The 25,784-nt window shown below is 38.4% G+C and carries 19 protein-coding genes; 6 read left to right on the top strand and 13 right to left on the bottom strand.

Features of this window, described 5'->3' with window-relative positions:
- Window positions 1–169: 169 nt before the first annotated feature.
- A complete protein-coding gene (gene rocD, locus O2942_03210) occupies window positions 170–1,378 on the bottom strand; it encodes an ornithine--oxo-acid transaminase (GenBank protein ID MDA0781255.1) in 1,209 nt (402 codons plus the stop codon).
- A 297-nt stretch (window positions 1,379–1,675) separates the two neighbouring features.
- Between rocD and O2942_03215 the strand changes: the two genes are divergently transcribed.
- Window positions 1,676–2,485 (top strand): prepilin-type N-terminal cleavage/methylation domain-containing protein, encoded by an 810-nt coding sequence (locus O2942_03215; protein MDA0781256.1) that lies wholly within the window; start codon window positions 1,676–1,678, stop codon window positions 2,483–2,485.
- Window positions 2,486–2,513: 28 nt separating this feature from the next.
- On the opposite strand, the gene gshA is transcribed toward O2942_03215, so the two are convergent.
- From gshA to O2942_03255, 8 genes are all read right to left on the bottom strand, one after another.
- On the bottom strand, window positions 2,514–3,776 hold the full coding sequence (gene gshA, locus O2942_03220) for a glutamate--cysteine ligase (GenBank protein MDA0781257.1): 1,263 nt from the start codon (window positions 3,774–3,776) through the stop codon (window positions 2,514–2,516).
- Window positions 3,751–4,497 carry a 16S rRNA (uracil(1498)-N(3))-methyltransferase gene (locus O2942_03225; protein ID MDA0781258.1) on the bottom strand — a complete coding sequence of 249 codons (747 nt, stop codon included), beginning with the start codon at window positions 4,495–4,497 and terminating at the stop codon, window positions 3,751–3,753. Before O2942_03225 ends, gshA begins: the two co-directional genes overlap by 26 nt.
- Window positions 4,498–4,509: 12 nt before the next feature.
- The gene (locus O2942_03230) at window positions 4,510–5,178 is read right to left on the bottom strand and encodes a hypothetical protein (protein ID MDA0781259.1); all 669 of its coding nucleotides are present in this window, start codon (window positions 5,176–5,178) and stop codon (window positions 4,510–4,512) included.
- Between the two features lie 73 nt (window positions 5,179–5,251).
- Entirely contained in the window at window positions 5,252–6,259 is a 1,008-nt protein-coding gene (locus tag O2942_03235) for a peptidyl-prolyl cis-trans isomerase (protein ID MDA0781260.1), read from the bottom strand.
- 82 nt (window positions 6,260–6,341) lie between these two features.
- Window positions 6,342–7,187: an alpha/beta hydrolase gene (locus O2942_03240; protein ID MDA0781261.1), complete on the bottom strand. Its 846-nt coding sequence runs from the start codon at window positions 7,185–7,187 to the stop codon at window positions 6,342–6,344.
- 1 nt (window position 7,188) lies between these two features.
- Entirely contained in the window at window positions 7,189–8,766 is a 1,578-nt protein-coding gene (locus tag O2942_03245; protein MDA0781262.1) for a methyltransferase regulatory domain-containing protein, read from the bottom strand.
- Window positions 8,767–8,932: 166 nt separating this feature from the next.
- A complete protein-coding gene (locus O2942_03250; protein ID MDA0781263.1) occupies window positions 8,933–12,706 on the bottom strand; it encodes an autotransporter domain-containing protein in 3,774 nt (1,257 codons plus the stop codon).
- A gap of 143 nt (window positions 12,707–12,849) precedes the next feature.
- Window positions 12,850–14,352, bottom strand: a complete 1,503-nt coding sequence (locus tag O2942_03255; GenBank protein ID MDA0781264.1) for a tetratricopeptide repeat protein — start codon at window positions 14,350–14,352, stop codon at window positions 12,850–12,852.
- Between the two features lie 125 nt (window positions 14,353–14,477).
- Here O2942_03255 and O2942_03260 point away from each other — a divergent pair, with 125 nt between their 5' ends.
- Together O2942_03260 and O2942_03265 are read left to right on the top strand one after the other, a co-directional pair.
- Complete coding sequence (locus tag O2942_03260) at window positions 14,478–16,235, top strand: sulfotransferase (GenBank protein MDA0781265.1); 1,758 nt, start codon at window positions 14,478–14,480, stop codon at window positions 16,233–16,235.
- Between the two features lie 21 nt (window positions 16,236–16,256).
- Window positions 16,257–18,287, top strand: coding sequence for a tetratricopeptide repeat protein (locus O2942_03265; protein ID MDA0781266.1), 2,031 nt, complete (start codon window positions 16,257–16,259; stop codon window positions 18,285–18,287).
- Here O2942_03265 and O2942_03270 read toward each other — a convergent pair.
- Window positions 18,277–19,650, bottom strand: a complete 1,374-nt coding sequence (locus O2942_03270) for a class I SAM-dependent methyltransferase (GenBank protein ID MDA0781267.1) — start codon at window positions 19,648–19,650, stop codon at window positions 18,277–18,279. The two genes, O2942_03265 and O2942_03270, sit on opposite strands and share 11 nt — an antisense overlap.
- A gap of 95 nt (window positions 19,651–19,745) precedes the next feature.
- Here O2942_03270 and O2942_03275 point away from each other — a divergent pair, with 95 nt between their 5' ends.
- Window positions 19,746–21,206: a fused MFS/spermidine synthase gene (locus O2942_03275; protein MDA0781268.1), complete on the top strand. Its 1,461-nt coding sequence runs from the start codon at window positions 19,746–19,748 to the stop codon at window positions 21,204–21,206.
- 55 nt (window positions 21,207–21,261) lie between these two features.
- Here the strand turns inward: O2942_03275 and O2942_03280 are convergent, their stop codons facing one another.
- Window positions 21,262–21,684, bottom strand: a complete 423-nt coding sequence (locus O2942_03280; protein ID MDA0781269.1) for a hypothetical protein — start codon at window positions 21,682–21,684, stop codon at window positions 21,262–21,264.
- A 65-nt stretch (window positions 21,685–21,749) separates the two neighbouring features.
- Window positions 21,750–23,753 carry a DNA topoisomerase IV subunit B gene (gene parE / locus O2942_03285; GenBank protein ID MDA0781270.1) on the bottom strand — a complete coding sequence of 668 codons (2,004 nt, stop codon included), beginning with the start codon at window positions 23,751–23,753 and terminating at the stop codon, window positions 21,750–21,752.
- 331 nt (window positions 23,754–24,084) lie between these two features.
- Between parE and O2942_03290 the strand changes: the two genes are divergently transcribed.
- The gene (locus O2942_03290) at window positions 24,085–24,402 is read left to right on the top strand and encodes a hypothetical protein (protein ID MDA0781271.1); all 318 of its coding nucleotides are present in this window, start codon (window positions 24,085–24,087) and stop codon (window positions 24,400–24,402) included.
- 1 nt (window position 24,403) lies between these two features.
- Complete coding sequence (locus O2942_03295; protein ID MDA0781272.1) at window positions 24,404–24,694, top strand: hypothetical protein; 291 nt, start codon at window positions 24,404–24,406, stop codon at window positions 24,692–24,694.
- A gap of 2 nt (window positions 24,695–24,696) precedes the next feature.
- Here O2942_03295 and O2942_03300 read toward each other — a convergent pair whose 3' ends face one another.
- Window positions 24,697–25,737, bottom strand: a complete 1,041-nt coding sequence (locus tag O2942_03300) for a DNA polymerase III subunit delta' (protein MDA0781273.1) — start codon at window positions 25,735–25,737, stop codon at window positions 24,697–24,699.
- Window positions 25,738–25,784 lie beyond the last annotated feature (47 nt).

Raw genomic sequence — 25,784 nt, forward strand, 5'->3', positions numbered from 1 at the left:
AAATATAATAACTTTGCATTTAATTTACCTATTATTGTCATTCCACGAATTTGTTTAGTAAAACAAATTATAGTGGAATCCACATTTAAAAAAGTTAGGAAACTTTTTTAATATCGAAAAGTTTTACTAAATTTTTTATCATGGGATGACACCGATTAGTATAGCAACATTAACCCTTATATTCAATTTCCGTCAAAGTTTCATCTAAAATCCCTATTACCTCATCAATTACGCCTTTAGTTATCACCAGTGGCGGAGCAAACCTTACTACCGTTTCATGCGTTTCTTTGCTTAATACGCCTTTTTTCAGCATTTCTTCACATACCGTTCTGGCAGATGCGTATTTTTTATCTATTTCCACACCTATCCAAAGACCTTTGCCCCTTACATCTTTTATTAGGGGGCTACCTATTTTTTTTATTTTTTTCTTCATATATTGCCCAAGAAATTGGCTGTTTTCTGCAAGATTTTCTTCCATCAACACATTTAAAGCCTCCATGCCTATAGCAGCGGCAAGCGGGTTGCCTCCGAATGTAGAGCCGTGTGAGCCGGGTTTGAATTGTTCCATTACCTCTTTTTTGGCAAGGAACATAGAAACCGGCATAATTCCGCCTCCCAATGCCTTACCCAATATCAGCCCGTCCGGCTTGTCAATCTCATGTTCAAAGGCGAACATTTTTCCCGTGCGTCCCAAGCCTGTTTGTATCTCATCTAACATAAGAAGTACGTTATTTTCTTTGCATATTTTTTGTACTTTTTGCAGCCAGCCTTTCGGCGGGATTATTATTCCCCCCTCACCTTGCATAGGCTCTACTAAAAATGCACAGACATCCGGCGTAATAGCTTTTTGCAGAGCTTTTTCATCACCGAACGGCACCGATATAAAACCGGGCGTTAAAGGACCGAAGCCTTCTTTATATTCCTTATCGGAGGAAAAACTTATTATTGTGGTTGTACGACCGTGAAAGTTACCGTCTGCTACAATTATCTTAGCTTTGTTCTTTGCTATGCCTTTTACTTTATATCCCCATAAACGGGCGGCTTTTATGGCGGTTTCTACCGCTTCTGCCCCCGTGTTCATAGGCAATGCCATGTCCATATGTGATATTGTGCATAATTTTTCAAGAAAAGGAGCTAATTTATCCGAGTGGAACGCCCTTGAAACTATGCACAGGCTCTTTGCCTGATGCTCAAGTGCAGCTAATAGCCTAGGGTGACCATGCCCGTGGCTTACAGCCGAATAGGCACTCATCATATCTATATAACGCTTGCCTTCGGTATCCCAGACATAAACACCCTTCCCTCTTTTTAAAACAACATGTAAAGGGTGGTAGTTTTTTGCGGTATATTTGTTTTCTTTTGCAATTATTGAATCCACTTAAACTCTCCTAAGGGCTATTTTAAAGGAAGGCAAAACTTCATGTAAAATTGCTTGCGTCATTGTTGAATTAACAGGTTAACAATGCCTACAAAACCTACTTAGCCTCTCATTAATAATCATACATGAGAAAAATTAAAAAAAGATTAAATACTATAAAAAATTATTACATGAGAAGGGCAGCTATATAAATTAACAAGAATTCATGCTATTAATATTAACTAAATATTAATATTAATTTGCAATAATAGTTAACTATTTATAGGGATATCTATCCTACAAAAATACGTGTACAGTATGAATATAACAAGAACGGCTAAAGAACGGAAATATGGCGTAAAAACCGAGAATGGTTTTACGCTTATTGAATTATCCATGGTTATTGTGATTATAGGGCTAATTGTTGCTGGCATTGTTGGGGGGCAGGATTTGGTTCAGCATTCTCGAATTTTATCACAAGTATCTGACCTTAAAAAATATGAAATAGCTTATAATACTTTTAAACTACAGTTTAATGCTATTCCCGGCGATTTTAATAAAGCTTCACAATATTGGTCGGGTGTACAGGGAGGGAATGGTAATAATATGTTAAATGAACCTGAATATGGATATGACAACTCATATGAAAATTTAAAGTTTTTTCAACATTTATCCGAAGCTACTTTAATTAATGAAAGTTATAATAATACATTTGTTCTTGGTGGCGGTTATCCAAAACTAAAAATTGATGATACTAAAGGTATGGTTGCAGCCGGTTATCAAGTATTAACTGGGAGTGGTGCTTTTTTAACTTGTTCTCAGCTTAATAATTCTACTGCCCATGCAATTAGAAAAGCAGCTTTGTATATGAATGTAGGTGTGCCTGGAGGCGGAGGTGGTTATAATGATGTCTTAGGAGTATCTAGTCCAAAAGTAATGCAAGCTATTGACAAAAAAATTGATGATGGATTTGCAAATAAGGGGCGATTTCGTGGGTTCACAGTTATTGCTTTTTGCGGACAAGATGGTAATTGCTTAGATGGTGTAAACGGCGACTACCTTGTTAGTAATAATCTAAAACCTTGCGTTGGTGAATATATATTGGAAGGAGAAGTTCCTGAAAACTAAAAATACAAGCTTAACAAGCCGAAAAAGATTAAATACTATAAATTTCCTCATAGCATTCCCATGCGGCAGCATGTGATGCTATTCTTGATATAAGCCCCAAGGAATCACAAACCTGTTTATCGTTAGTATGGCTTGAGATGCTTGCAAACCCCATTCCTTTGGCGTTTAAATTACCGTATGAGTCTTTCTGTGTATTAAGGCGGTAAATGCAGCCTGCGGGTTTTGCACCTATCATATATATCATCGGTTCGGCAGGATGCCCTTCAACCTCATCTATTGTCGGTACGCCCTCTTGTATTATAACCTCGGTATTTTGTATGCCGCCTTTGATGGTGTTCATCTTATTGCGTATTTTCTTACTCATTTCGAAAACTTCATCGCCTGAGCTTGCCGTCATTATTCCCATGCCATAAGTCCCCCTGTCGGACTTTATAAACACATAAGGCTCTTCTTTTATGCCGTATTCATCATATTTGGCTTTAATTTTATCTATAGTTTTATCAACCCTCAAGGCTACACACTCAATACCCTTTCTTTCTTTAAAATCAACTACGCCGCATCTTTGAAAATAAGTTGTTATAAGCCAAGGGTCTATATTAAATTTATTACTAAAATCCCTTGCCATATTATTATATGTTTCAAAATGCGATGTCTTACGCCTTCTATACCAGCCAAAGCCCACCGGAGGCGATACTATCTGTTCCACATCTTTTAGAAGTTCGGGCGCACCGTCTGTCAGGTCATTATTTACCAGAATAAAGTCAGGGTCAAAGCCGCATTTTGTTTTAACACGGTTGCCGTCACGTATGGCAGGTTTAAAGATAACGTCCATATCTGAGGCGGATTTTAGGGTAACATCTTCCCCCGATTCGCTAGTAGCAAGATTAGTGGTACACACCTGTAGCCCCGCTCCTTTGATTATAGAAGTCAGGTAGGCAATATTTTCCAGATAATATACGTTACGAGTATGGTCTTCGGCTACTATCAGTATTTTTTTTACGTTCGGGTGGTATCTTGCAAAAAACTCCTTAGTGGTTTTTTCTGCTTTTTTACGCTCCGTTTCATTCAGGTTATTGAATCCGGCAGGAAACAGGTTCGTATCGACAGGGGCGAGTTTAAAACCGGAATTTCTCAAATCTACCGAATTATAGAAAAACGGAGGTGTTTTTTCAGAGATATCCTCGAACCATTTATCGACCTCATCTTCCCTTCCGACTATTATATCTTTAATTATTTTTCTTATATCGGGTATAGGTTTTTCTACCCTATTCAACAAAGTTGGGTTGTTCATCCCAATCTCCTAAAATATTCATAAAACTAGCCAGTGCGACTATCGCTGCGGTATCAGCCCTTAATATCCTAGGTCCCATACCGACAGCTACAACATAAGGCTTATTTTTCATTATTTCAAATTCTGATTGCGAAAATCCGCCTTCAGGGCCTATAATTATCGCATATTTGTTAAATTTTGCGTCTTTTAGTGCTTTTGCGAAAGGTTTTCCGGCTCCCGACTCATCGCATAATATCAATCCCCTGTCCTGCTCCCACCGGTCGAGCAGCCTATCGAGTTTTACAGGCTCATCGATTTGTGGAACCGTAAGCCTTCCTGATTGCTCGGCGGCTTCTATAGCTATCAGCCTCAACCTATCGGTATTGACCCTTGAGACTACCGTTCTTTGGGTCTGTACGGGTATCAGCCTTGACGCTCCAAGCTCGGTAGCTTTTTGCACCAGATTATTTATCGGTGCATTTTTCACAGGAGCAAAGTACAGCCGGATATCAGGCTCGTCCTTTTGCTTTCTTACCTGTTTTAAAGCCTGCAAAGAACAGCTCTTTTTAGATATTGCAGTTATTGCCGCTTGCCATTCGCCGTCTTTTGCGTTGAAAACAGATATTTCATCACCTTGTTTTTGCCGCATCACATTACACAGATAATGTGCCTGCTCTTTTGCAAGTTCCACAAATCCGTTTTGCTCAAGTTTATTATCTATGTAGATTCTTATTTTAGGCATTTTTAATCCCTATCAATACGGATCAACCGCTTCCACCCTTATACCGTCTGCAAGATGTGTAGACCTAACAAAATGACCCATTTTACCGGTCTGCACAACCCTTGCTGCATAATGATGCAAAATATAACCTGATGAATGCGGTTGTTCCAAATAGTCCAGTATGAGAAAGAAGTCATCTTCCGTATTCGATGATGGAACTTGCATTACAACATCTTCTGCGGAATATGGTATTTTTATCGCTTCGGATTTGCGAATGAACGGAAGTTGCAAGTCACTAAATTTAGTTGTTTTTTCTATTTTTGCCTTTACAGCCTCCATTTTTTCTTCAAATGAAATATTTATTATATTTCCTTCAAAGCCGTCAGACAATATTACCCTATTATCCTCACAAGATATCCGACGATTCCCGTCTTGTTCAAAATCGGCCGGCACGAATATCCTGCTTGATAACAATCCGTTACCAACCGGTATTATGTATACTCCGTCCCTGTCATCGCTAGTTTTAGCATCAGTATATAATTTTGTTCCCTTAACATCTTTAGACATAAAGTTTGAATCATAGATATACAGCCCCCTTGTCTCTAGTGCAACATAGCCATTACCCACACAGAACGCACCATCGGAATCGGCTATCGCATTAAGCGGTATAACAATTAAAAAAAATATCAATAATTTTTTCATAAAATGCTCCATGTAAAAAAGAACCCTTAAAGATAATCTTTAAGGGTTCTTAAAAATTTAAGTAAACAACTTACTAGCCGTTATTTTCTGTTGTTTCACCACCCATTTCGGCATCAGGTGTTTTTCCTTCTTGGGCATCGCCTTCTAAAGCAGCCGGCTCTTCGGACTCATTCTGAATTTCAGGCTCCGGCTCTTTGCTTGCAGAGGCGATAATTTCAATATCAGCCTTTTCTACGGCACTTTTTACATAATTTTGTATAGCTTCCTGATATAAGGTACGAGCAAGGAAGTTCTTAACCTGATCATAAGGTGCAGGTTCTGCCGCTTCTTTTGACTCCAATTTTACCACATGCCAGCCGAACTGCGTTTTAACAGGCTCGGAAACTCCACCTACCTCGGTAGAATTTAAAGAACTCTCAAGCTCAGGTATCATATTACCTTCAATAAGGTATCCTAAGTCACCGCCTATAAGAGCGGTTTTATCGTCAATTGACTTATCTTTAGCAACTTGCTCAAAAGATTTTGTCTTAAGAAGACTTATAACTTTTTTTGCCTCGGACTCTGTTTTTACAAGTATGTGCTTAACTTTATACTGGCTTTTACCTTCTAAAGCGGCTTTTTCTTTTTCATAACGCTGCTTTATAGTTTCGTCCGTTACCTGATCTTTCGCCATTTGTGCAAGGAATTCTTCTTTGATTACATTTTCCTTGAATGCGTCAACTCTTTCCCTGACATTCTCTTTATCGGCCATACCTTTTTTATACGCATCTTCCAATATCATTCTTTGTGCAGCAAGTTCTCTTATAACAAGGAATTTTGTTTCCTCGTCAAGTTGAGCAAAGCTTGCACCCTTAGCACCCTGAACCATGTTCGAGAATTGTTTTTCCGCTTCAGAACTATATACGGGCTTACCGTTGACCTCGGCAACCACAACATCGTCGGCTTTCTTTGCGGAACGTATCGGCGAATTGTCAATCCTGCCGCCGTTAAGCACAAAATAAACAGCGGCAACAATAACCGTGACTCCTGCTGCTACCGTAAAAAATAAATTTTTTGAAGAGTTCTTTTTTGACCTTCTCATTTTTGACTCCTGATTTTTACATAAAACTTTAAGCTAAAGATATAGGACAATATTAAAAACATGGCAAGTAAAATAAAATCTACTAATTATTTTTATACTGGCATTTTAAAGACTTATTAATTATTTCATTCCAATGCCGTTCCCACCCATTATGATGGGTAACATCGGGCAAATTGACAAGTTCAACGCATCCTTTTGTACTATCTGCCTTTTTAGCAAAATTCTCTGCAATAAAAGGCGGCACAACCGTATCATCTATACCCGACAAATACATTTGCGGTATCCCCTTTAAACCATCGACAAAATCGGCGGCATTTAACGAGTCATTAAGCCGATCTACTTTATGGTAGTTGTTGAAAGCGACATGATCAAGATTTCCGGCAACGCTTCTAAGCGAAACAACATCATCACGGGTAGCGGCTAATATTGCAGCTATCGCACCGCCGCCTGAAAATCCTATAAGATTAATTTTGTCTACTTTAGTATCAGCCTTGATATTATCAACAGCCTGCCCCAAAGAATCGACAACGAGCTTTGAATACTTACTTCCGTTCCAGAATTTTGCATCGCACAATCGGTCTGATTTCAAGTCAAAATACTGGCATGGTCTTGCCAGATATATCACGTTCTCGGACTTATCTAAAGATGCAAGTTTTAGTGCAACGGGATTTTTCGGCGTCGGGTTAACCGATAACCTTCCGGGTGCAGCCCAAGCAAAGCCGTCGCCTTCGATATATATGTTCGCCGGTTTTGCAGGATTTGTAATCCTTTGGTACGACGTAATGGAAAAGCCATCGGTTTCCACCAATGACCTTTGCATCATATTTTTCAAAGCTATACCGTCTGCTACCGCAAGCCTTTTAGGTACGGGGTTGTATGTGCATGATGATATAAAAAATAATATAAATAAAATTTTATATAGCCTCATCTTAAGCAATCAGCGTACATGATAAAGCCATTTTTTTAAGAGCCTGCTCGGTAAGCTTTCTAAGCTCGTCTTCTATCTGTTTTTCGTCTGTTATTTTTTGGTTATTATTATTTACTACCAACTCTCCTTTCAAAACATGTTTTTTCAGGCTTTCTACGATAGCTTTAAAATCATTTTCACCATTTACATATTGAATTAGCACCCTTCCAAAAAGGTCTATACTAACCTTGTTAGCAAGCTGATTCGTAATCCAGTCGGTATATGTTGCCTGATATCTTGCAAGCTCAGATGTCTTAGGTTTTTCTGAAACAGATGTAACATACGCAGGAGGCTGTGACGATATATCCAGATTATTTGAGAAAATAAGTATTAACATTTTATTTAATAACGGCTCTTCAAAATCATCCTTTTTGATATGGCTACCTAGCCTTTTTTTCACTTCCTCAATTACATTTTTTACAGATACCGCCTTTTTTTCTTCAATAATATATAATAATGCGGTTAATAAATATTTATCATTTACCTGAAACTCATTACCCCCACGGGACTTTTTAAAAGGAAACGGTTTATTCGCAAAAGGATCGGCATCTTTTACATCAAAGTCCGGCACTATATCAGAACTTACATAAAACTCTTTTAGTTTAGAGCTATTTATAGTTCTGTTTATCTTTGCACCTTTTTTGCATAATAGAGTAGAGCGGAAACGTCTGTTCCGTATAAAGTCCATATATTGTTCAGCTCTTACTATGTCATTACCGACTTTTTTGAGAACTTCAGCCGTCTCTTTAGGAAAATTACCTATAAACATAGTAGCAACGGAGGCATCACCCAGATATTGCAGATTGTTCTCATTTGCTTTTTTCATAAATTCATGAAAATAAAAAGGCTCATTATTTTCTTCCAGATGGTCGTGTATAAGATAAGAGTCGGAGCAATTACTAAGTGTGTCTATTTCATTTTGGATAAATTTAGTATACGCTGTATCGGTGTTTGTGCCGTTTCCGTGTTTTATAAAATTAAGCAGCATTCTCGCTTCCCTGATTTTATCAGCAGGATTAGGAAAATTACCCGTATGGTATAGCATCATCTCCCTTATGCTTCTGACCACACCCCAGCCGGGCAGCGTATTATAACTTATATAAGCAACTCCTTTGTCACTTAGATTCTCATTGCAAATCTCAAATATCTTGTCCTGAATATCTTTAGGAACCCATGATAAGATACCATGTACTATTATATAATCGAATTTACCTAGCTTTTTATCTATATCGGCAATAGAAATCCCTTTAAATTCAAGATTTTTTAGTCCCATATTTTCTTTATGTTTATTTGCCTCGGCTATTTGTACGGAAGAATAATCTACACCTACAAACTCACTATCGGGAAATTTTATTGCCATCGGTATTATGTTACCGCCACTTGCACAGCCCAGCTCTAAAACTCTGGCTTTTTTCGGATTTACAACATCTGCGTCAAAAAATCTTGCGACCGTATAAAGATGTTCAGGATGAGTATTTGAGTAAGGATAACTTATATAAGGAACTATATCATAATCATTCTGTATTTTTTCAGCCGCCATTTATACCTCTTAAACGTTTTATATTTTTATTATTGATAGCCCAAAATTGATAAGCCCTCGGCAACCTAAAGTCAACCGATAACAACTCATTTTATGGTATTGATAATAAAAAAAGGCTCCCATACCTTAGCATGGGAGCCTAATTTGTCAGATTTCTAACTTATGATTAGAAAGCAAAACGAGCTTTTACAGCACCGCTGTGAGAATTGTAATCCTCTTTGCTTGCCCAGTCATAGTCGAAAGAAACAGTTACATTGTCCTGAGCTAGAACATCTAAGCCCAAACCAACGTTGAACTGATGTTGAGCAACGTCAGCACCTTTAGTGGTGAACTGAGTTGCAGCAACTCCAACGAAGTTGTTCTTAGCTTCCTGCTCATCACCGATTAGATCATAAGTCCAGCTAGTGCTGATTTCAGGTATGTAAGTCATTGAACCGTCAACGATCGGATAGTTCAATTTAACACCTATATCAGTTTTCAAGCTGTGAAGATCTTCGTTATCAACAGTAAGAGCTTGCGCACTACCGGTCTCAGTGTAGCTATCAAGTGCCAAGTAGTTATATTTTAATGAAGCTACAGGAGTAACATTTAAGCCACCCTCAACGTCCATTTTATAACCGGCACCGATTTTAGCAGTATATTGCTGACCGTCAAAGTCGCCTTTAGCTTGGTTAGAGATCGTACCTACAACTATGTTACGTGTAGTATCAAACTTGTTCATAGTAAAACCTAACAAGCCGTCGGTAAACCACTTACCATAGTCATGAGTACCGTATAAGCTTAACTGGTATGAATCAATATCGGTATCACCGTTAGCCGAATCAGCTTCAGTTGAGGCGTAAGCAAAGCTTGCACCCACTTTAGTTTCTTCGCTAAGAGCAGTATCCGCACCGATTCCGAAACCAAGAGTATCAGCTTGATAACCTTTTACGCCATCACGATCATTTTGGTCTGCGGCAGTACCGAATACTTCACCCCAAACACCATGATTGTAAGACATACCACCAGCTGCAACACCGGTACCTGAAATACCTGCCAACTGGTCTAAACGGTTACCTACAACACCGAATCCCGCTTCAGCAGCAGCCGTAGCAGCAGCGTTGATAGCACCTGACATTTCAGGATTCAACGTAGCTAGAGAAGACTCAATCTGAGCAGCTGTCGTGAAGTTATCCAACTCGGCCTGAATCGCAAGGATACCTGCATCAGTTGTAACACCGATAGCTTCAAGTGCAGCACCTACCGCAGACTCATTTGCTAATGAGCTTGCAGAGTTATATGTGTTCGCACGAGTTGCAGTTAGAGTCAACGTATCATTTGCAACATCAGTAGTAGTCAAAGACGCAGCAAAGCTTAGTATGTACGAATCATCAGTAACATCAAGATTAGCAGCAGTTGCAGTTATAGCACCACCTGAATTATCTTCAAAGATGTCATAAGTAGTACCTGTTGCAACATAGTTAGTAGTATTTACTATGGCAGAAATATCGGCACCATTTACGAAAGTAGCAGCACCGGTTGATACCACTTTGTCACTATCATCGGCAGTTCCCGAAGTGATACCGACTTGTAGAGCAGCACTTGCAGACTGATCATAAGTACCGTCGATAGTGAAAGTCACATCACTGTTAACTTTCAAAGTACCGTTATTGTCAAAGTCAACAGTAGCACCACCGGCATCATCGATAGCAACCGCAGCAGTTACAACTGTAGTAGCACCTTGGTCGATGATAAAGTCTTTACCAGTACCTTCCATGTTGAACTTATGACCAACGCTGAACGTACCGTTATCAACATTTACTATATCAGTGCTTACTTCACCACCGGTAGTTATCGAATCAGTCGAGCTATCACCCACATTGATAACGTCACCGTTATCACCGTCAAGGTCGATAGTACCTGTTATAGAACCGCCATGCCAGTTTAACGTATCAACACCGGTACTACCCAAAATAGCTGAATTAGTAGCAGATGCTGCAGTGATATTACCGGTATTTGTAATGGTGATAGTTTCGTCACCATCATTTGACGATGCCAAAGTAATAACACCACCTGTTCCGGTATTGGATATAGTACCCGAGTTAGTAATACCATCACCGGCACCAGTTGCAGCATCACCCAAGATAACCGTTGCCGCAGTACCTGCCGCAGTAATTAAACCGGAGTTATTGATGTAGTTATCACTAGTTAGGTTAGCTCCGGTAAATGTAGTCATACTGATAGCTGAAGTAGCAGCACCGGTTGACTTAATCGTACCTGAGTTAGTTATAGTTCCGTCCATATCGGCAACAACTATAGCATTACCGACAGATTGTACTAAACCTGAGTTAGTAATGATACCGGTTGCAGTACTTAAATCGGTAACAACATTAATTGCCGCACCGGTTGAACTGTTTTGGATAGTACCGGAGTTATTAATTCCACCGGTTGTAGTGCCGGCAAAGTTAATTGTAGCCGCAGTACCTTGAGAAGTGATTGAGCTATCATTGTCTATATCCATAGTTAAACCGGTAGCTACATCAATAGCTGAAGTAGTCGAACTGGTTGAACTGATAGTACCCGTAGTGTTGTTCAGGTTAGTAACAGCCGCATCAATATCAAAAGTAAGAGCACCTGAAGTTATCGTACCTGTGTTAGTTAAGGTAGTGATAGCCGCAGTGTTTTGAATCGCACTTCCGGTAGCAGATGAGATAGTACCGCCGGTGTTGTTCAAAGTAGTGATTGCTGCAGCAGCTAATATACCTTTACCGGTAGTCGTATCTTGAATTGTACCTGTGTTAGTTAAAGTAGTAATAGCACCACCCGTGTTGTCAATACCGGTACCCGCAGTTGCTTTTATCAAACCACCCGTGTTGTTTAAGGTAGTGATTGCAGCATTGGCATCAATAGCGATACCTGTAGTAGCCTGTATAGTACCTGTGTTGTCTAACTTAGTTAAAGCACCGGTATTAACCTGAAGACCGGCACCGGTAGTTTCACTGATAGTACCCTTGTTCGTCATAAGAGCGATTGCACCACCCGTATGAACGGCAGCAGTACCGCCTGCGTTAGAGATTGTACCACCGGTATCGTTTGTAAGTGCAGTATCAGCTATAAGGCTTACAGTCAGACCCGCACCGGTATTTGAAATAGTTCCGGTGTTAGTTATACCGCCTGATACGGCACCTGTTGCCAAGATAGTTTGAGCACCACCTACTGACGAGATAGTTCCGGAGTTAGTGATGGAACCTGTTAGGGCAGCTGCGATACTAATAGTAACACCCGCACCAGAAGCTTCAATAGTACCGGCGTTGGTAATAGTTGAAGAAGCAGTACCTACGAACATGATTGCAGAACCGGTAGTAGTAGTGATTTTACCACCTGCATTGTTTGTCAATGTAGTGATGTTACCGCCGTTACCAAGTGACTTGATAGCCTCACCCGAACCGTTTGCAGAAATAAGACCGGTGTTGTCTATCAAATCAAGAACTTTACCTGTAGTTATTTCAATAACGTTACCGTCATTCGCAGTAGTTTCAATAGTACCGGTTGTAGCAACGGTAATATCGCCTAAGTTATTGGCAACTTCAATTGCAGCAGTTGCGTTAGCACCGGTAGCTGTAATCTTACCGCCTGCAGACACAACTATGTTCGCAGTAGTATCAGCACCCACTTTAATGGTATCGGCGTTACCGCCACCACCAACACCTGAAATAGTGTTAGCACCGGTAGTTAACGTAAACCCGTTCGAACTAGCGTTTAATAATATAGCACCGCTTGTAGTGCCGGCAGCGTTAGAGTTAGCACCGGTAAGAGTGATGTTGGAAGTCAACACCTCACTTGTAACGGTACTAGCCGCAGTGCCTAAGTTTGCAGCATTTGCAGGGCTCATCGCCAATGCTCCCAATGTAACGGCAGATGCCGTCGTCATCAGGTTCTTTCTCAAAGATTTTGTAATCATCTTATAATACCTTTTTATAGTTATTAACAATTTTTATAAAAATTATTAACGTTTTCATACAAATTTTAAAAACAAGCATGAAAAACGTTCAGTTGAAAAAACAACTAGCCTATATGCTTATATTGTAAATAGAGATATTAAAACTACAAATTGCAATTGTTGTAAATTCCGAAACTTTGTGTGGCATTATTGCAACCGGATTTTATGATAGCCTTACTGTAAATTTCAGGCTTTAGATGGGCAAAATCGATATGGGTGTCATAATTTGACATGCCGTTTTTATTGTTAGTTATAGAGTAGTTATCCACATATCGAACTTCCGCTTCATTAGCCGAAATTCGTAGCTTTTCATTAAAGTAATTTATAAAAGCAACATATTCTTCCCTTCGGCTATGGTGAAGCTCAGAAATTACAAGCTCTTCATGTGGTGCGGGGATACCCCATATATAAATATTATGGTTCATTCCCTTTAGAGGCACTATCACTTTTAAAAAATAAGCATCTAACAACTTGTCGGTTTCTTCGTGCAGATCATTACCGTATTTTAGATAACGATAATACACTCCTTCGTTGGTACGGCAATCTATCTCACCGAAGCTCATGACTATGTTAGAGGCGGAAGGAATTGAGTTCATTATCCTTTTATACGCCACCTTCATCTTATTATCTTTGTCATTTATAAGATGCCATATTTTACAGCCCCTTATAAGCTCGGTTTTACATTTATAACCTGCGTTATTTATATTAATAACTTTATTGGAACATGTTAATGTATGGCTATCTCCTACTAAATATAATATATTTTCGGCATTGCCGTCTTTCCATTGATGTTCCTTATAAAATGCGTCAAGATTTTTCAGCATATTGCAATATGCACGAATATCGCGGTTGTTTAAGTAATGAGGGTTTTTGTTTGAAATCGTATATGTTCTTTTTACGCTATCAATATTGACCGGAACATCACCCAGCACCCAATTAGCAACTTCTATACAAAGCCTTGCCTCGGCTTCATAAATAGAATCTTTTTTAAAGCCGGAAATATTAGCAGATATAAACTCCCTCCAACGACTAACTCCCCACTTATATAATAAAACATATCCGTAATTTAAAACAGCTACGTCCTTGCTCTTATCGCATTTACAATCCGTAGCACGTTTATAATAGTTTTCAGCCTCATTTAGATTGCCTTGCTCAAATAGTATATTTGCAATGTTCACAAGTGAGTCATAATAATCGGGTCTAAGCTCTATAGCCTTCTTATAATATCCGACCGATTGTTGAATATTTCCGTTACTTGCCAGAACATTCGCAAGATTATAATTTGCTTCAGGATAATTCGGGTATAGCTCTATAGCCTTTTTAAAGCAATCTTGTGCTTCTTCTTTCATATTATTATCGTTATAGATAGCACCCAGATTATTTATACCGTCAATATATTCCGGTTTTATTTCCAGAGACTTTTTAAAATAGGCGAATGCGTCCCCTATTATCCCCTTTTGTTTTGCGATAAGTCCTAATATGCAGTACGCCATATGGTTATCGGGATTGACCTCAAGGGATTTTTGACAGCATCTTATGGCGTTTTCATATTTACCCTTATTAAAAAAATTCTCCGCCTTAATATAAAACTTACATTTTTGTTCCATGATATCTAATTCTTCAAAAACTATATTTTATTAGTAATTATGTATTTATTATCCGTATATTTGACATCATAATCATACTTCCTTATTTTAATAGTGAAAATTGCATTAATTAATATATACAAATAATGACCTTAGAAAAAAAGTCCTATCAGATAAATGACATGTTGCTTGAAGCAAAAGAAAATTTCAACAAGGGAAGTACAGTTAATTCGACCCAAATATACAAAAATATCCTTCAAGTTGAGCCTTATAATTTTCATGCCAACCAAAACCTTGCCATAATATTGAATAATGGCGGACAAGCTGCACAATCGGTAGAACAGGCAAAACGTTCGTTATTAGGAGATTTAAGCAATATACCTGCTAATGATATAGCTATCCTTGGTCTATTCTTTTTAGAGCATGAAAAATATAAATACTCCTTAAAATGTTTTGAGAAAGCCCTAGAGAAAGAACCTGATAACTATTCTTTTATATATAATGCCGCATATGTTGCAAACAGGTCTGACAAGTTCAAAATTGCTATAAATTACTACCTGAGTGCTTTAGAAATAAAAAGAGAACCTTTGGTTTTAAACCAGCTTTCTGAAATTTATTATAAAACTTCCCAAATTGATAAAGCATTTTCTTTAACTGAAGAATCCCTGAAAATCAAACCCGACACACCCGATGCCCTTACCATGATGGGAAATCTTTTAATCACCATGGGCAAGCTAGATGATGCCGAAAAAAATTTATTGAGGGCAATCGACTTAAACAATGAATGTATAGACGCATATCTAGCACTTGCTCGCATAAAAAGATTGGATAAAAAATATATTCAGAATCTTGAGCGGCTTTTGCAAAACTCGTCCTTACACCCATCTGCCAGAACTTACGGTTATTTTGCACTTGGAGAGATAAATAACAACTTTAAAAATTATGACGAGGCATTTAAGTACTACTTGCTGGGAAACTCGATAAAAGTAACCGAAACTAATTTTAATATAACTCCCCTTATACAGACTACAAAACGCTATATAAGCATTTTCACTAAGGAATTCCTACACAAAAAAAGGGCTATCGGACACCCTTCAAAAACACCGATATTCATTGTAGGCATGCCCCGTTCAGGCACTACCCTTACCGAGCAGATAATTTCATGCCATAGTAAGGCTGTGGGCATCGGAGAGAAAAGCTATATTGAGCTGATAGCAAAAAAGATACCGCCCATAAAACCTAAAGGGAGCATTGAAGAATTATCTTTCCCCGAATGCTTACCTTATATGAAACAAAAGGATATTGCTATCCATGCCGTAAATTATTTTAAACTGATAGAGAATTTCGACGGCACAAAAAAGGTAGTTAATAAACTACCGGCTAATTTTATTCATTTAGGGTTCATATCGTTCTTATTCCCGAATGCAACTTTTATACATTGTAAGCGTCATCCTTTAGATGTTTGTTTGTCGATATTTTTTCAGCTATTTATAGATATTGAATATTCGTACAAGATAAAGGATATTGCCGATTATTATAAATTCTATCATTCCGTTATGAAGATATGGGAACGGCAAATGCCGGGCAGGATATATAACAGTTACTATGAAGAGCTGTTGTTCAAACAGGAAGAAAAAAGCAGGGAGATAATTTCCCATTGCGGTCTGAAATGGGAAGAGGCATGTCTGGAATTTTATAAGAAGGAAGGAAACGTACACACCGCCAGTAAGTGGCAGGTACGGCAAAAATTATATAGCAGCTCAATGAATAAATGGAAAAATTATGAGAAGTTCCTGTTGCCTTTAAAAGAGTTCCTGTCCGCTGAAATAGCCGAATACGAGAACTACATAAATACACAAACCGGATATATAGCATCCAACAATACCGAATCCGATTGCACATAAATTTAAAGGAATGTTAATTTAATGATAGAAACCAAAGAAGAAAAGGTAATTGCCTGTAACAAATATTTCAGGGAAAATGATTTTATTTCATGCCTGAACGTGGCTAATGAAATACTGGTAAATGAGCCTGAAAATGCAGATATCAGATATATCTCGGCACTATGTTATATTGCACTGGGGCAAAAACTTGATATTGCAGAGAGCAATCTTATCTTCTGTATAAATAAATTTCCTCAAAATCCTGAGCTTTGGTTTCAGCTCGGCCGACTGTATAGCACGGGGCAACGATTGAACGAAGCTATAAAGGCATATCTAAAGACCCTTGAGTTAGACAACAACCATGTCGCAGCCCTTAATAATATCGGCAATATATATAATGACTCCGGTGATAGTGCTACCGCATTACAGTATTTCAACAGAATTTTGCAAATCAACGATTCCCTTTATTTTGTTTATAACAATATCTCACTAATATACAAAAAAGCAGGTTTATTGCGTGATGCGTTAGGTTATATATTAAAAGCTATAGAACTTGAGCCGAGCAGAGCAGATATAAACCATAATGCGGCACTGATTTATTTGTCGCTGGGTCATAACCAAAAAGCACTTGAACATTATCAGAAGGCATTTGAAATAAACCCTTACAACATACAGGTCGCCACCGAATATAGGGAAACATTATCAAAAGTATGTGACTGGGACGAGGAAAAAAGGGTTGAAGACGCTATAAATACTCTCCTGCAATCCGAAAATAACAGAGATTTTCTAGTTGCTCCTATGGGCAATATTCAGGAGACATCCAATCTTGCTGAAAATCTGGAAATTGCTATAAAATATACAAAAAAACAGGTGCGTAATATTTTATCTATTCACAGACCTTTTGAACATAATCCGTCACAGCGGGGAAATCGTGAAAAAATACGTATAGCCTATATGTCCTCTGACATAAACGACCACCCTGTGTCCCACCTGATGCGGGGCGTTTTCAAAAACCATGATAAGGATAGGTTCGAGATATACTTATATTCTTTTAGCGGACAGGATAAGAGCGGCTATCAGGATGAAATAAAGTCATATTGCAATAAGTTCATAGATGTAGGTTCAATATCCAATTATGAAACAGCACGTATCATAAATGAAGACCAAATAGATATCTTAATTGACCTGAACGGTCATACGGGAACATCAAGAGTTGAAGCATTAGCACTTAAGCCTGCACCGATACAGGTAAACTATTTGGGCTATATAGGCAGTATGGGGGCTGATTTCATTGATTATATAATAACCGATGAAATAGTAACCCCTAAAGAACATCAGCCTTTTTATACCGAAAAATTCGTATATATGCCTAATTGTTATCAGGCAAATGATAATATGCTGGAAATATCAAAAGATACGATAACAAAAAAAGATGAAGGACTGCCTGAGGATAAATTTATATTCTGCTCTTTTAATCAATCCGCAAAGATTGAGCCTGTTATGTTCAGTGCGTGGATGAATATTTTAAAATCCGTACCAAACAGCGTCCTATGGCTTTATAAAGGCAGCATCTATAAAAACTACAGCCTGACGGAACAGAACCTGAAGAAAGAAGCTAAAAAACACGGCGTTGACGCTGACAGGTTGATATTCGCAGAAGGCACTCCTATCAGTCGCCATCTAAAACGCAAATCACTGGCAGACCTTGCTTTAGATACTAGGTTATACAATGGTGGAACGGTAACAAGCCAAACATTATGGGCAGGAATACCCGTATTGACCTTAAAAGGAGAAAACTTCGCATCACGTATGGCATCTAGTATTTTACACTCGGTAGGTATAGACGAGTTGATTACTCACACAATTGAAGAATACGAGCAAAAAGCCATTGAGATAGCCCTTTGTAAAGAAAGGGCTAAAGCACTTAAAGCAACGCTTACAGGTAACATAAAAACCAAGCCTCTATTTAATACCGAGCAATTCACAAAAGACCTTGAACGGTCATATGAACTAATGTTCGACAATTACATTCAAGGCAATGGCTGCAAGCCGATAAAAGTATCTAGGACTTAGATTTTACAAGACGCTTTTGTATATTCTGCACGTTCATTACCGGAGGGATATTCTTATTACGCAAATACATCCAGTCATATAACACAAATGCCTTGAATATTTTATCAAATTCTTCCTGTAATTCATCTAATGAAGGTTTCTTTTCGTTTTTAGGATACTCACCCCTTACTGCTTTGAATATTTCCCCAATAGTTCTTTTGCCGTCAATATATTTAAACAGTAATCCGGCGTTCTTTGTGTTTCTAAACCTCACTTCCATGTTGTGTACTTTACATGTTACCACTTCATTTAAAGAACAGTTTTTTACTACTTCGTATATCGCCTTATAGCTGCCATCATTCATCAGAACGGATAAAAAAGGTATATTATTATGATCTGAAGTGCTTGGAGTTTTAGATTTAATTTTTGAAGCTAAAAAAGAATGCTTAATTATCTTACCGTTTATTAACTCGGCAGCAGCTTGTTTTTCTGCAACAGAAAGCTTTTCAAAATTATCCCGTAAATGTCTGTTACCTATATATGCTTCTATATTATAAAGGTTATTTCCCATTATATTTTTGTCAGAATAACAAAAATGGGTAATATCAAGAGAAGATTTTTTACATAATTCATACAGCTTAGGAACGCAGTAAGCTACATCATTAGAATGTAGAAGCAGGTCATATATACCGGTGTCCCCGAACTCTCTTATATCTGAAAATAAGTGATGTACGTCCATAAATCCGCTTGTTTTGGGAAGATTGCTTAATACCGCCTTACAGTTCTCAACTTTTTGCTGCATGTTCTTTTCATTTTTATTGAGAATCTTCATAAGATTCTGTATCTGGTAAACACCTTCCCTTCCATATTTGGCATACACCATCAGAGCCATTACGCCGTTATCTTTTAAAACCGAACTTAATGCCTCAAGTCCTTTTTCAGGGGATTCAAGATGGTGCAGCACTCCCGAACAGTTTATATAATCAAATTTTTCATCAAATAATTTTGCACAGTCAAGTAATGAACCGTGAACCCACTCAACATTATCATCAAGCCCCCTCACCTTTAACCTTGCTTTGGCAACTTCCATTGATGCATTGCTGATATCAAGATAAACTATTTTGACATTCCTTTTTCGGCATTGTTCCGCCATTGTAACAAGTGCGTCACCTGTTCCTCCTCCTGCGACTAAAACACTATAGTTTTCAGAAAAGTCCTGCTTACCTTCGTAATGATAATAATTCAGAAAATCCAGCGATGCGGAAGGTACATAAGTAAAAGATTCATATTCGTTATTCGGGTCTCTAGGCGGATAAGGATAGCTCTCATACTGGTTTCTTACTTCTTCTATATAATTATTTTCTTGAAATAAACTATTTTGCAATTTTTCCTCCTAAAATTTATCACTGTACTTTTTTTTTATTTTAATATCTATATACTGCTTCTAAAAATTTATTAATGTTAATTAATTTGCAACCCATGACATATAGCCTAAGCACTAATAAACCTCAAAAGAAATTTACAAAAAATTTTACTCTATACCATATGTGCCTTCTGGCAATTATCATTGAGGGATATGTTGTACTGGCAAGCGAGATAATAGCGATACGTCAGCTTATATCCTTCGTAGGAAGTGACACTCCCATAGTTGCCATAATTATAAGTGCTGTTTTATTACCTATGGCATTTGGTTATTATAATGGGGGACAGCTATATAAAAAGCTTTCACAAAAGAACTTTACCGTACAGATAAGGGATATACTGATAAGGAACGCAACTATAGCGGCTGTGTTTTTAAGCCTTGCACTTTCCCATATAGTATTGTCAATTTTCTTTTCCAAAATAGGTGATATCGGAATTGAATCTAGGATAGCCAAGACTTTTATTTATTCGATTATATTTCTTGTTACGCCTGTCTACCTACTTGCACAAACCACGCCTTTAATAAGCAACTATTTTAAAAAACACAACCTTTCACAAACCGCCGGAAAGATGCTGTTCTCATCAACGGTAGGCTCTTTTTTGGGTGCAATACTTACCTCACTATTATTAATGCACCTGATAGGGGTTAACAACACAGTTATCACTACTATATTGGCATTGTCGTTTTTAGTTGTAATGTTAAGCAGGAAGCTCGTTTCATTTCAAACTATTACCGTTCTTATAGTATCGATTTTTGTGTTAGCACTGAATAACAACTATACTATCGGCAAGTTCGGTATCGTATCTAACAACCAGTATAGCACCATAGAGGTGGTTGACGTACCCGAAGAAAGGGAGTTTGAATCACGTTTATTGAAAATAAACAACTCCGAATCATCAAAGTTCACTATAGACCCGTCTAAACAATTCCCATACTTAAAATACGTTGAAAAATTTGTATTGAGCAAATTACCGCAGGACAGGATAAACAACATACTGGTCATAGGAGCAGGAGGTTTTTCCGTTGGAACTCAGGACACCACAAACAACTATGTTTATATAGATATCGACGATTCGTTAAAGGAAGTTTCAGAGAAATATTTTTTAAAACACAAATTATCTGATAATAAAAAATTCGTTCCGGAACCGGCAAGATTTTTTTTAAAGCGGGACACTGAAAAATATGATGTCATTATCCTTGATGCATATACTAACATACACAGTATACCGTCACAGCTTGTAACAAAGGAGTATTTTCTGGACGTGCAAAAGAGGCTAAACGACAAGGGTATTATGATAGCTAACATCATCTCAAAACATAATTTTTCCGACGAGTGGAGCGTTAAAATAGATAACACTATAAGGAGCGTTTTTAGTTCTGTTAACCGTATTCCGGTTCATACATGGGGACCATGGGAAGATAACGATTCAAACGTTATATATATTTCCTATAATGCCTCAAAGCCTAGTCAAAAGATATATACCGATAACAAGAACAGTCATTTTTTGGACAAGTAAACGTTAAACATCCGGATTAGCTTTGAAAAATTATACTAAAGACCTGCCGATTTTATTATTCAACATAATGATAATCCTTCCATGTATCTGACTTATTAAACAACTCCAACTCACAAGAACCGTTTCGTTCATCGTGTGGGCATTGTTGTTTAGAATCATACGGATATATTCCCACAGTATGATAAAGTGTTGCAGGGCTGCATTTTCCATGCTCCGTATTATTTGATATTCTTATACAATCACCCGTACAATCGGAATTTCTTTGACAATTTTTTCCACCATCTTCATATTTTACACTACAAATAGTATTATCATCATGATGGTGACTAGAAATAGGGTGATGTACTAAAACACCTAAAACACCTCCCTTATTTTCACATAAATCATCCTTTAAATAAAAAAGTGAAAAAAATACATTAACAATAGAAACTGTGGATAATAATATTACAAGTAGTATTGTACGTTTTACATATAACACTATTATTTTCTTAGAGAAATTCATAATAACTTTGTCTTGCCTCCAACTTTATATTTACAAAATAACTAAACATCCAAATTAGCCTTGAACTCATCGCCCATGACCGCACTTTGTTCGGTTATAAATTTGTATCTTAGTTCGGGTTTTTTGCCCATTAGTTCTTCAACTCTTGTTGCTGCCAGTTCCTGTTTGTCTTCATCGATAGATACTTTCAGCAACACACGGCTTTCTGGGTTCATGGTTGTTTCTTTTAGCTGTGCGGGTGTCATCTCGCCCAGTCCCTTGAAACGCCCTACATCAACATTGCCCCTGCCTTTTTCAAGCTCTTTAACCAGCCTGTTTTTTTCAGATTCGTCCGATGCATAAAATGATTTAGTGCCTTGCGTCACCCTAAATAGCGGCGGTTGAGCCAGATATAAGTGTCCCTGCTTTATCATTTTAGGCATGAACTTATAAAAATACGTCATCAGCAGTGACGCTATATGTGCACCGTCTACATCGGCATCGGTCATTATGATAATTTTTTCATAGCGTAAGTCTTCTTCCCTATACGCATCACCGACACCGCACCCGAATGCCAGACCCATATCTTTTATTTCCTGATTCTGCATTATTTTATCACGGGTAGCAGAAGCCACGTTAAGTATCTTTCCCCTAAGCGGCAAGATTGCCTGTGTTTCTCTGTTCCTTGCCATTTTTGCGGAACCACCTGCCGAATCACCCTCAACAAGGAATATCTCCGCTCCTTCAGGTGCCTGCCTTGTACAGTCGGCAAGTTTACCCGGAAGCCTTATTTTCTGTACGACGGTTTTCCGCACTATTTCCCTTGTCTGCCTGCGGCTTAAACGCTCCTCCGCCCTGTCCACCACAAAGCCCAACAGCTCCAAGGCGGCATCTTTATTATCTGTAAGCCAGTGGTCGAAACGGTCTTTTATTGCATGTTCTACCAGCCTGATAACCTCACGGTTAGACAGCTTGTCCTTAGTCTGCCCTTGAAATTGCGGATTAGGTATGAACAAAGATATAATGCCGTGTACGGTATTGAAAACATCATCGGCGGTAATGCTGCCTGCTTTTTTATTTCCTGCAAGTTCCCCGAATTCCCTTAACCCCTTGAATAATGCGTTACGCAAGCCCGTTTCATGAGTTCCGCCTTGCGGTGTGGGTACGGTATTACAATATGAACGGGTTTTCACATCACGCAAATATGCCCAGTGAACCGCCCATTCAACCCTTCCGGCTTTTTCGGGGAAAATCCCCTCACCAGTAAACGGCTCATCGGTAACGGTGCTTTCCTTTTTTATGGAGGACACAAGATAATCTGCTATACCGTTAGGGAAGCGGATAATTTCGCTGACCGGAGCTTTATTCTTTGCATTTTCATCTATAAGGCTTTCGGCACAGTTCCATCTTATTTCCACACCTTTAAAAAGATATGCTTTAGATTTTGCCTGATTATATAATCTGTATGGTCTGAACTTTGTTCCTTTATCGAATATACTATCATCAGGGTAGAATGTTATTTTAGTTCCGTGTTCCTTCGGCTTGCACTGCCCCACTACCTCCAGCTTGCTTGTTGCATCGCCTTTTGAGTATGTCTGCCTGTATATTTTTTCATCACGCTTTACTTCCACTTCCAGTTTTTCAGAAAGTGCATTCACCACCGATATTCCCACTCCGTGCAGTCCGCCTGATGTATAGTACACTTTATTGGAAAATTTTCCGCCTGAATGCAGGGTTGTAAGTATAACCTCCAATGCCGACTTATCGGGGTATTTAGGGTGTGGGTCAACGGGGATACCGCGTCCGTTATCGGCAATGGTGATACTGCCGTCCTCATGCATACTTATTTCGATATATGTGGCAAAACCGGCTACCGCCTCGTCCATCGAGTTATCGAAAACTTCCGATACCAGATGATGCCTTGCAGCCTCGTCCGTTCCGCCTATATACATACCCGGTCTGTGCCTTACGGGTTCAAGCCCCTCTAATACCTCAATATCAACAGCCGTATATTCATTTTTGGGCTGCTGCATTTTAGTCGGGTTTGAGTTAAATAAATCTGACATTAGATGTAAATTATATTATTTTAATCTTGATTCGTCGGGCGTGCTAATATAGCATACACTGTCGTTTACAGGGGGTTAAATTCAAGGGAAAACTTAAACTATATAACCGCCTTAAAAGACCGCCCCGCACAGGACAATACAACTAAAAAACAACAAATACCATAGTAAAATCTTATAAAAAACAAGATTACATTACGAAAATCGTAATAGTTTCAAGAAAGTGATATACTTTATAATAAAAACTGATATTTTTAATAACACTTGTTTTTTATAAAATGTTAACATTTATATGTTATAGTAACCATTTGTTAAGAAAGATACGCAGGAATAAATGGACAAGCACGAAAAAACCTATAATGAACTTATAAGTTTTTATGATTTCGCAGAGGAGCTTATCGACACTGTCGAAAACAAGAAAGTAAGCGATCCTGTCAGCCAGCTTGAGTTCATTGAACCGCTTGTTGAGCAGATAGAACTTGCTACTGATTCTCTTGCGGAAGAATACAGGCATTTTCTTCAAACCGGAAAAAGACCCGGCTTTCTGGTAAGGCGTAAGATAGCTAAATCATTGAAGAGTATATATGAATCACTCGGGGAATGTAAAAAATACAGCATGAAACAGGCATCAAAAGATGCCAAGGGTAATTAGCATGACCGAGGAAAATAAATTTCAAAAAAGCTTATTAAAAGATAAGAAAAACAATGAAAATCATGACCCGTCTGATTTTTTTAATTCGGATCCCGTTGTTCCTGATGATGCCAATATTGACGAAAGGTTTCGCTGCCTAGACGAAGTGACCGATCATTTTTATGAAGAGCAGTTACTCGGTCCTAACACCCACCGCAGCGTTTTAAACACGGCAGAACTAGCCAAAAAAGGGCAGATAAACCTTAGTAAAGCCGGAAAAACTTCTCCAAAAGGTAAGTCTAAGGGTATTTAGTTTTATACAAACTCCCTGAATATCGAGATTATAACAGCTTTTTTATCAAGATGTATCCTTGAAGTATCCGATATTAATGCGTTTATTCTCTCCCTGATATCAAGGCAACCTTCGATTGACTTTGATGCTTTTAATTTTGCAAAAATATCTTTTTCGTTATTATTTAGCTTCGATTCATATGACTGACTCGCTAAGGCTTTTATTATACGTATCATTAAGCCGTCAATCAGGTATGCCGTAAGCTGCCAAGGGATTTTGTCACCTTTTTTGGTAACTATATCGACCAGTTCCTGCACTCTAACACTATCAATACGGGGCAATCCGCTCAAGGCATTGATTATTTTTGAATATATTTCGATGCCGTCATTATTATATAACTCTATTGCCACCCCCGGTGAGCCGTTTGAAAGATATGTCACCATATCATTTTCATGCGGAGCTATCTGCGGTATGTTCTGTTGTATGATACATGATGCATGCATATCCGAAAGCTCGCCAAGATTAAGGTAGCGACACCTTGATTTTATAGTAGCAAGAAGCTTTCCCGGACAATGGCTGACAAGCATGAATATAGCTTTTGCAGGCGGTTCTTCCAAAAGTTTCAGCAGTGCGTTGGCTGCCGCATTATTCATGTTATCGGCACTGTCTATTATAACAATACGATATGCCGTTTCCGAAGCACTAAGCCTTAAGAAACCTGCTATTTTCCTTATCCGGTCAACACTTATATCGCCTGATGCTTTTTCCTCGTCAGGTTCGATTACCAGAAGGTCGGAATGGCTGCCGCCGGCAACCCTGATGGCAGACTGGTTATTTTCACTAACCGACAGGGAGTTCGAACCCGATAGCAAAGCCTTAGCAAAACGATAGGCGAGCGTTGCCTTGCCCACGCCCTTAGAGCCGCAGATAAGCCATGATTGCGGTATCCTGTCTGTCTTTAAAACATCTTCGATAAGGCTTGCGGCTTTTTCATGCCCGTAAAATTCATTGCTAATTCTTGGATGCCGACTTAAATTTATCTCTTTTTTATTGGCTTTTGTCATATTATAATGTTTTGTCTATATTCTTTATGAGTATATGATATACCATA

The organism is Pseudomonadota bacterium (genome assembly GCA_027620075.1).
GTDB lineage: Bacteria > Pseudomonadota > Alphaproteobacteria > Rickettsiales > UBA6187 > 1-14-0-20-39-49.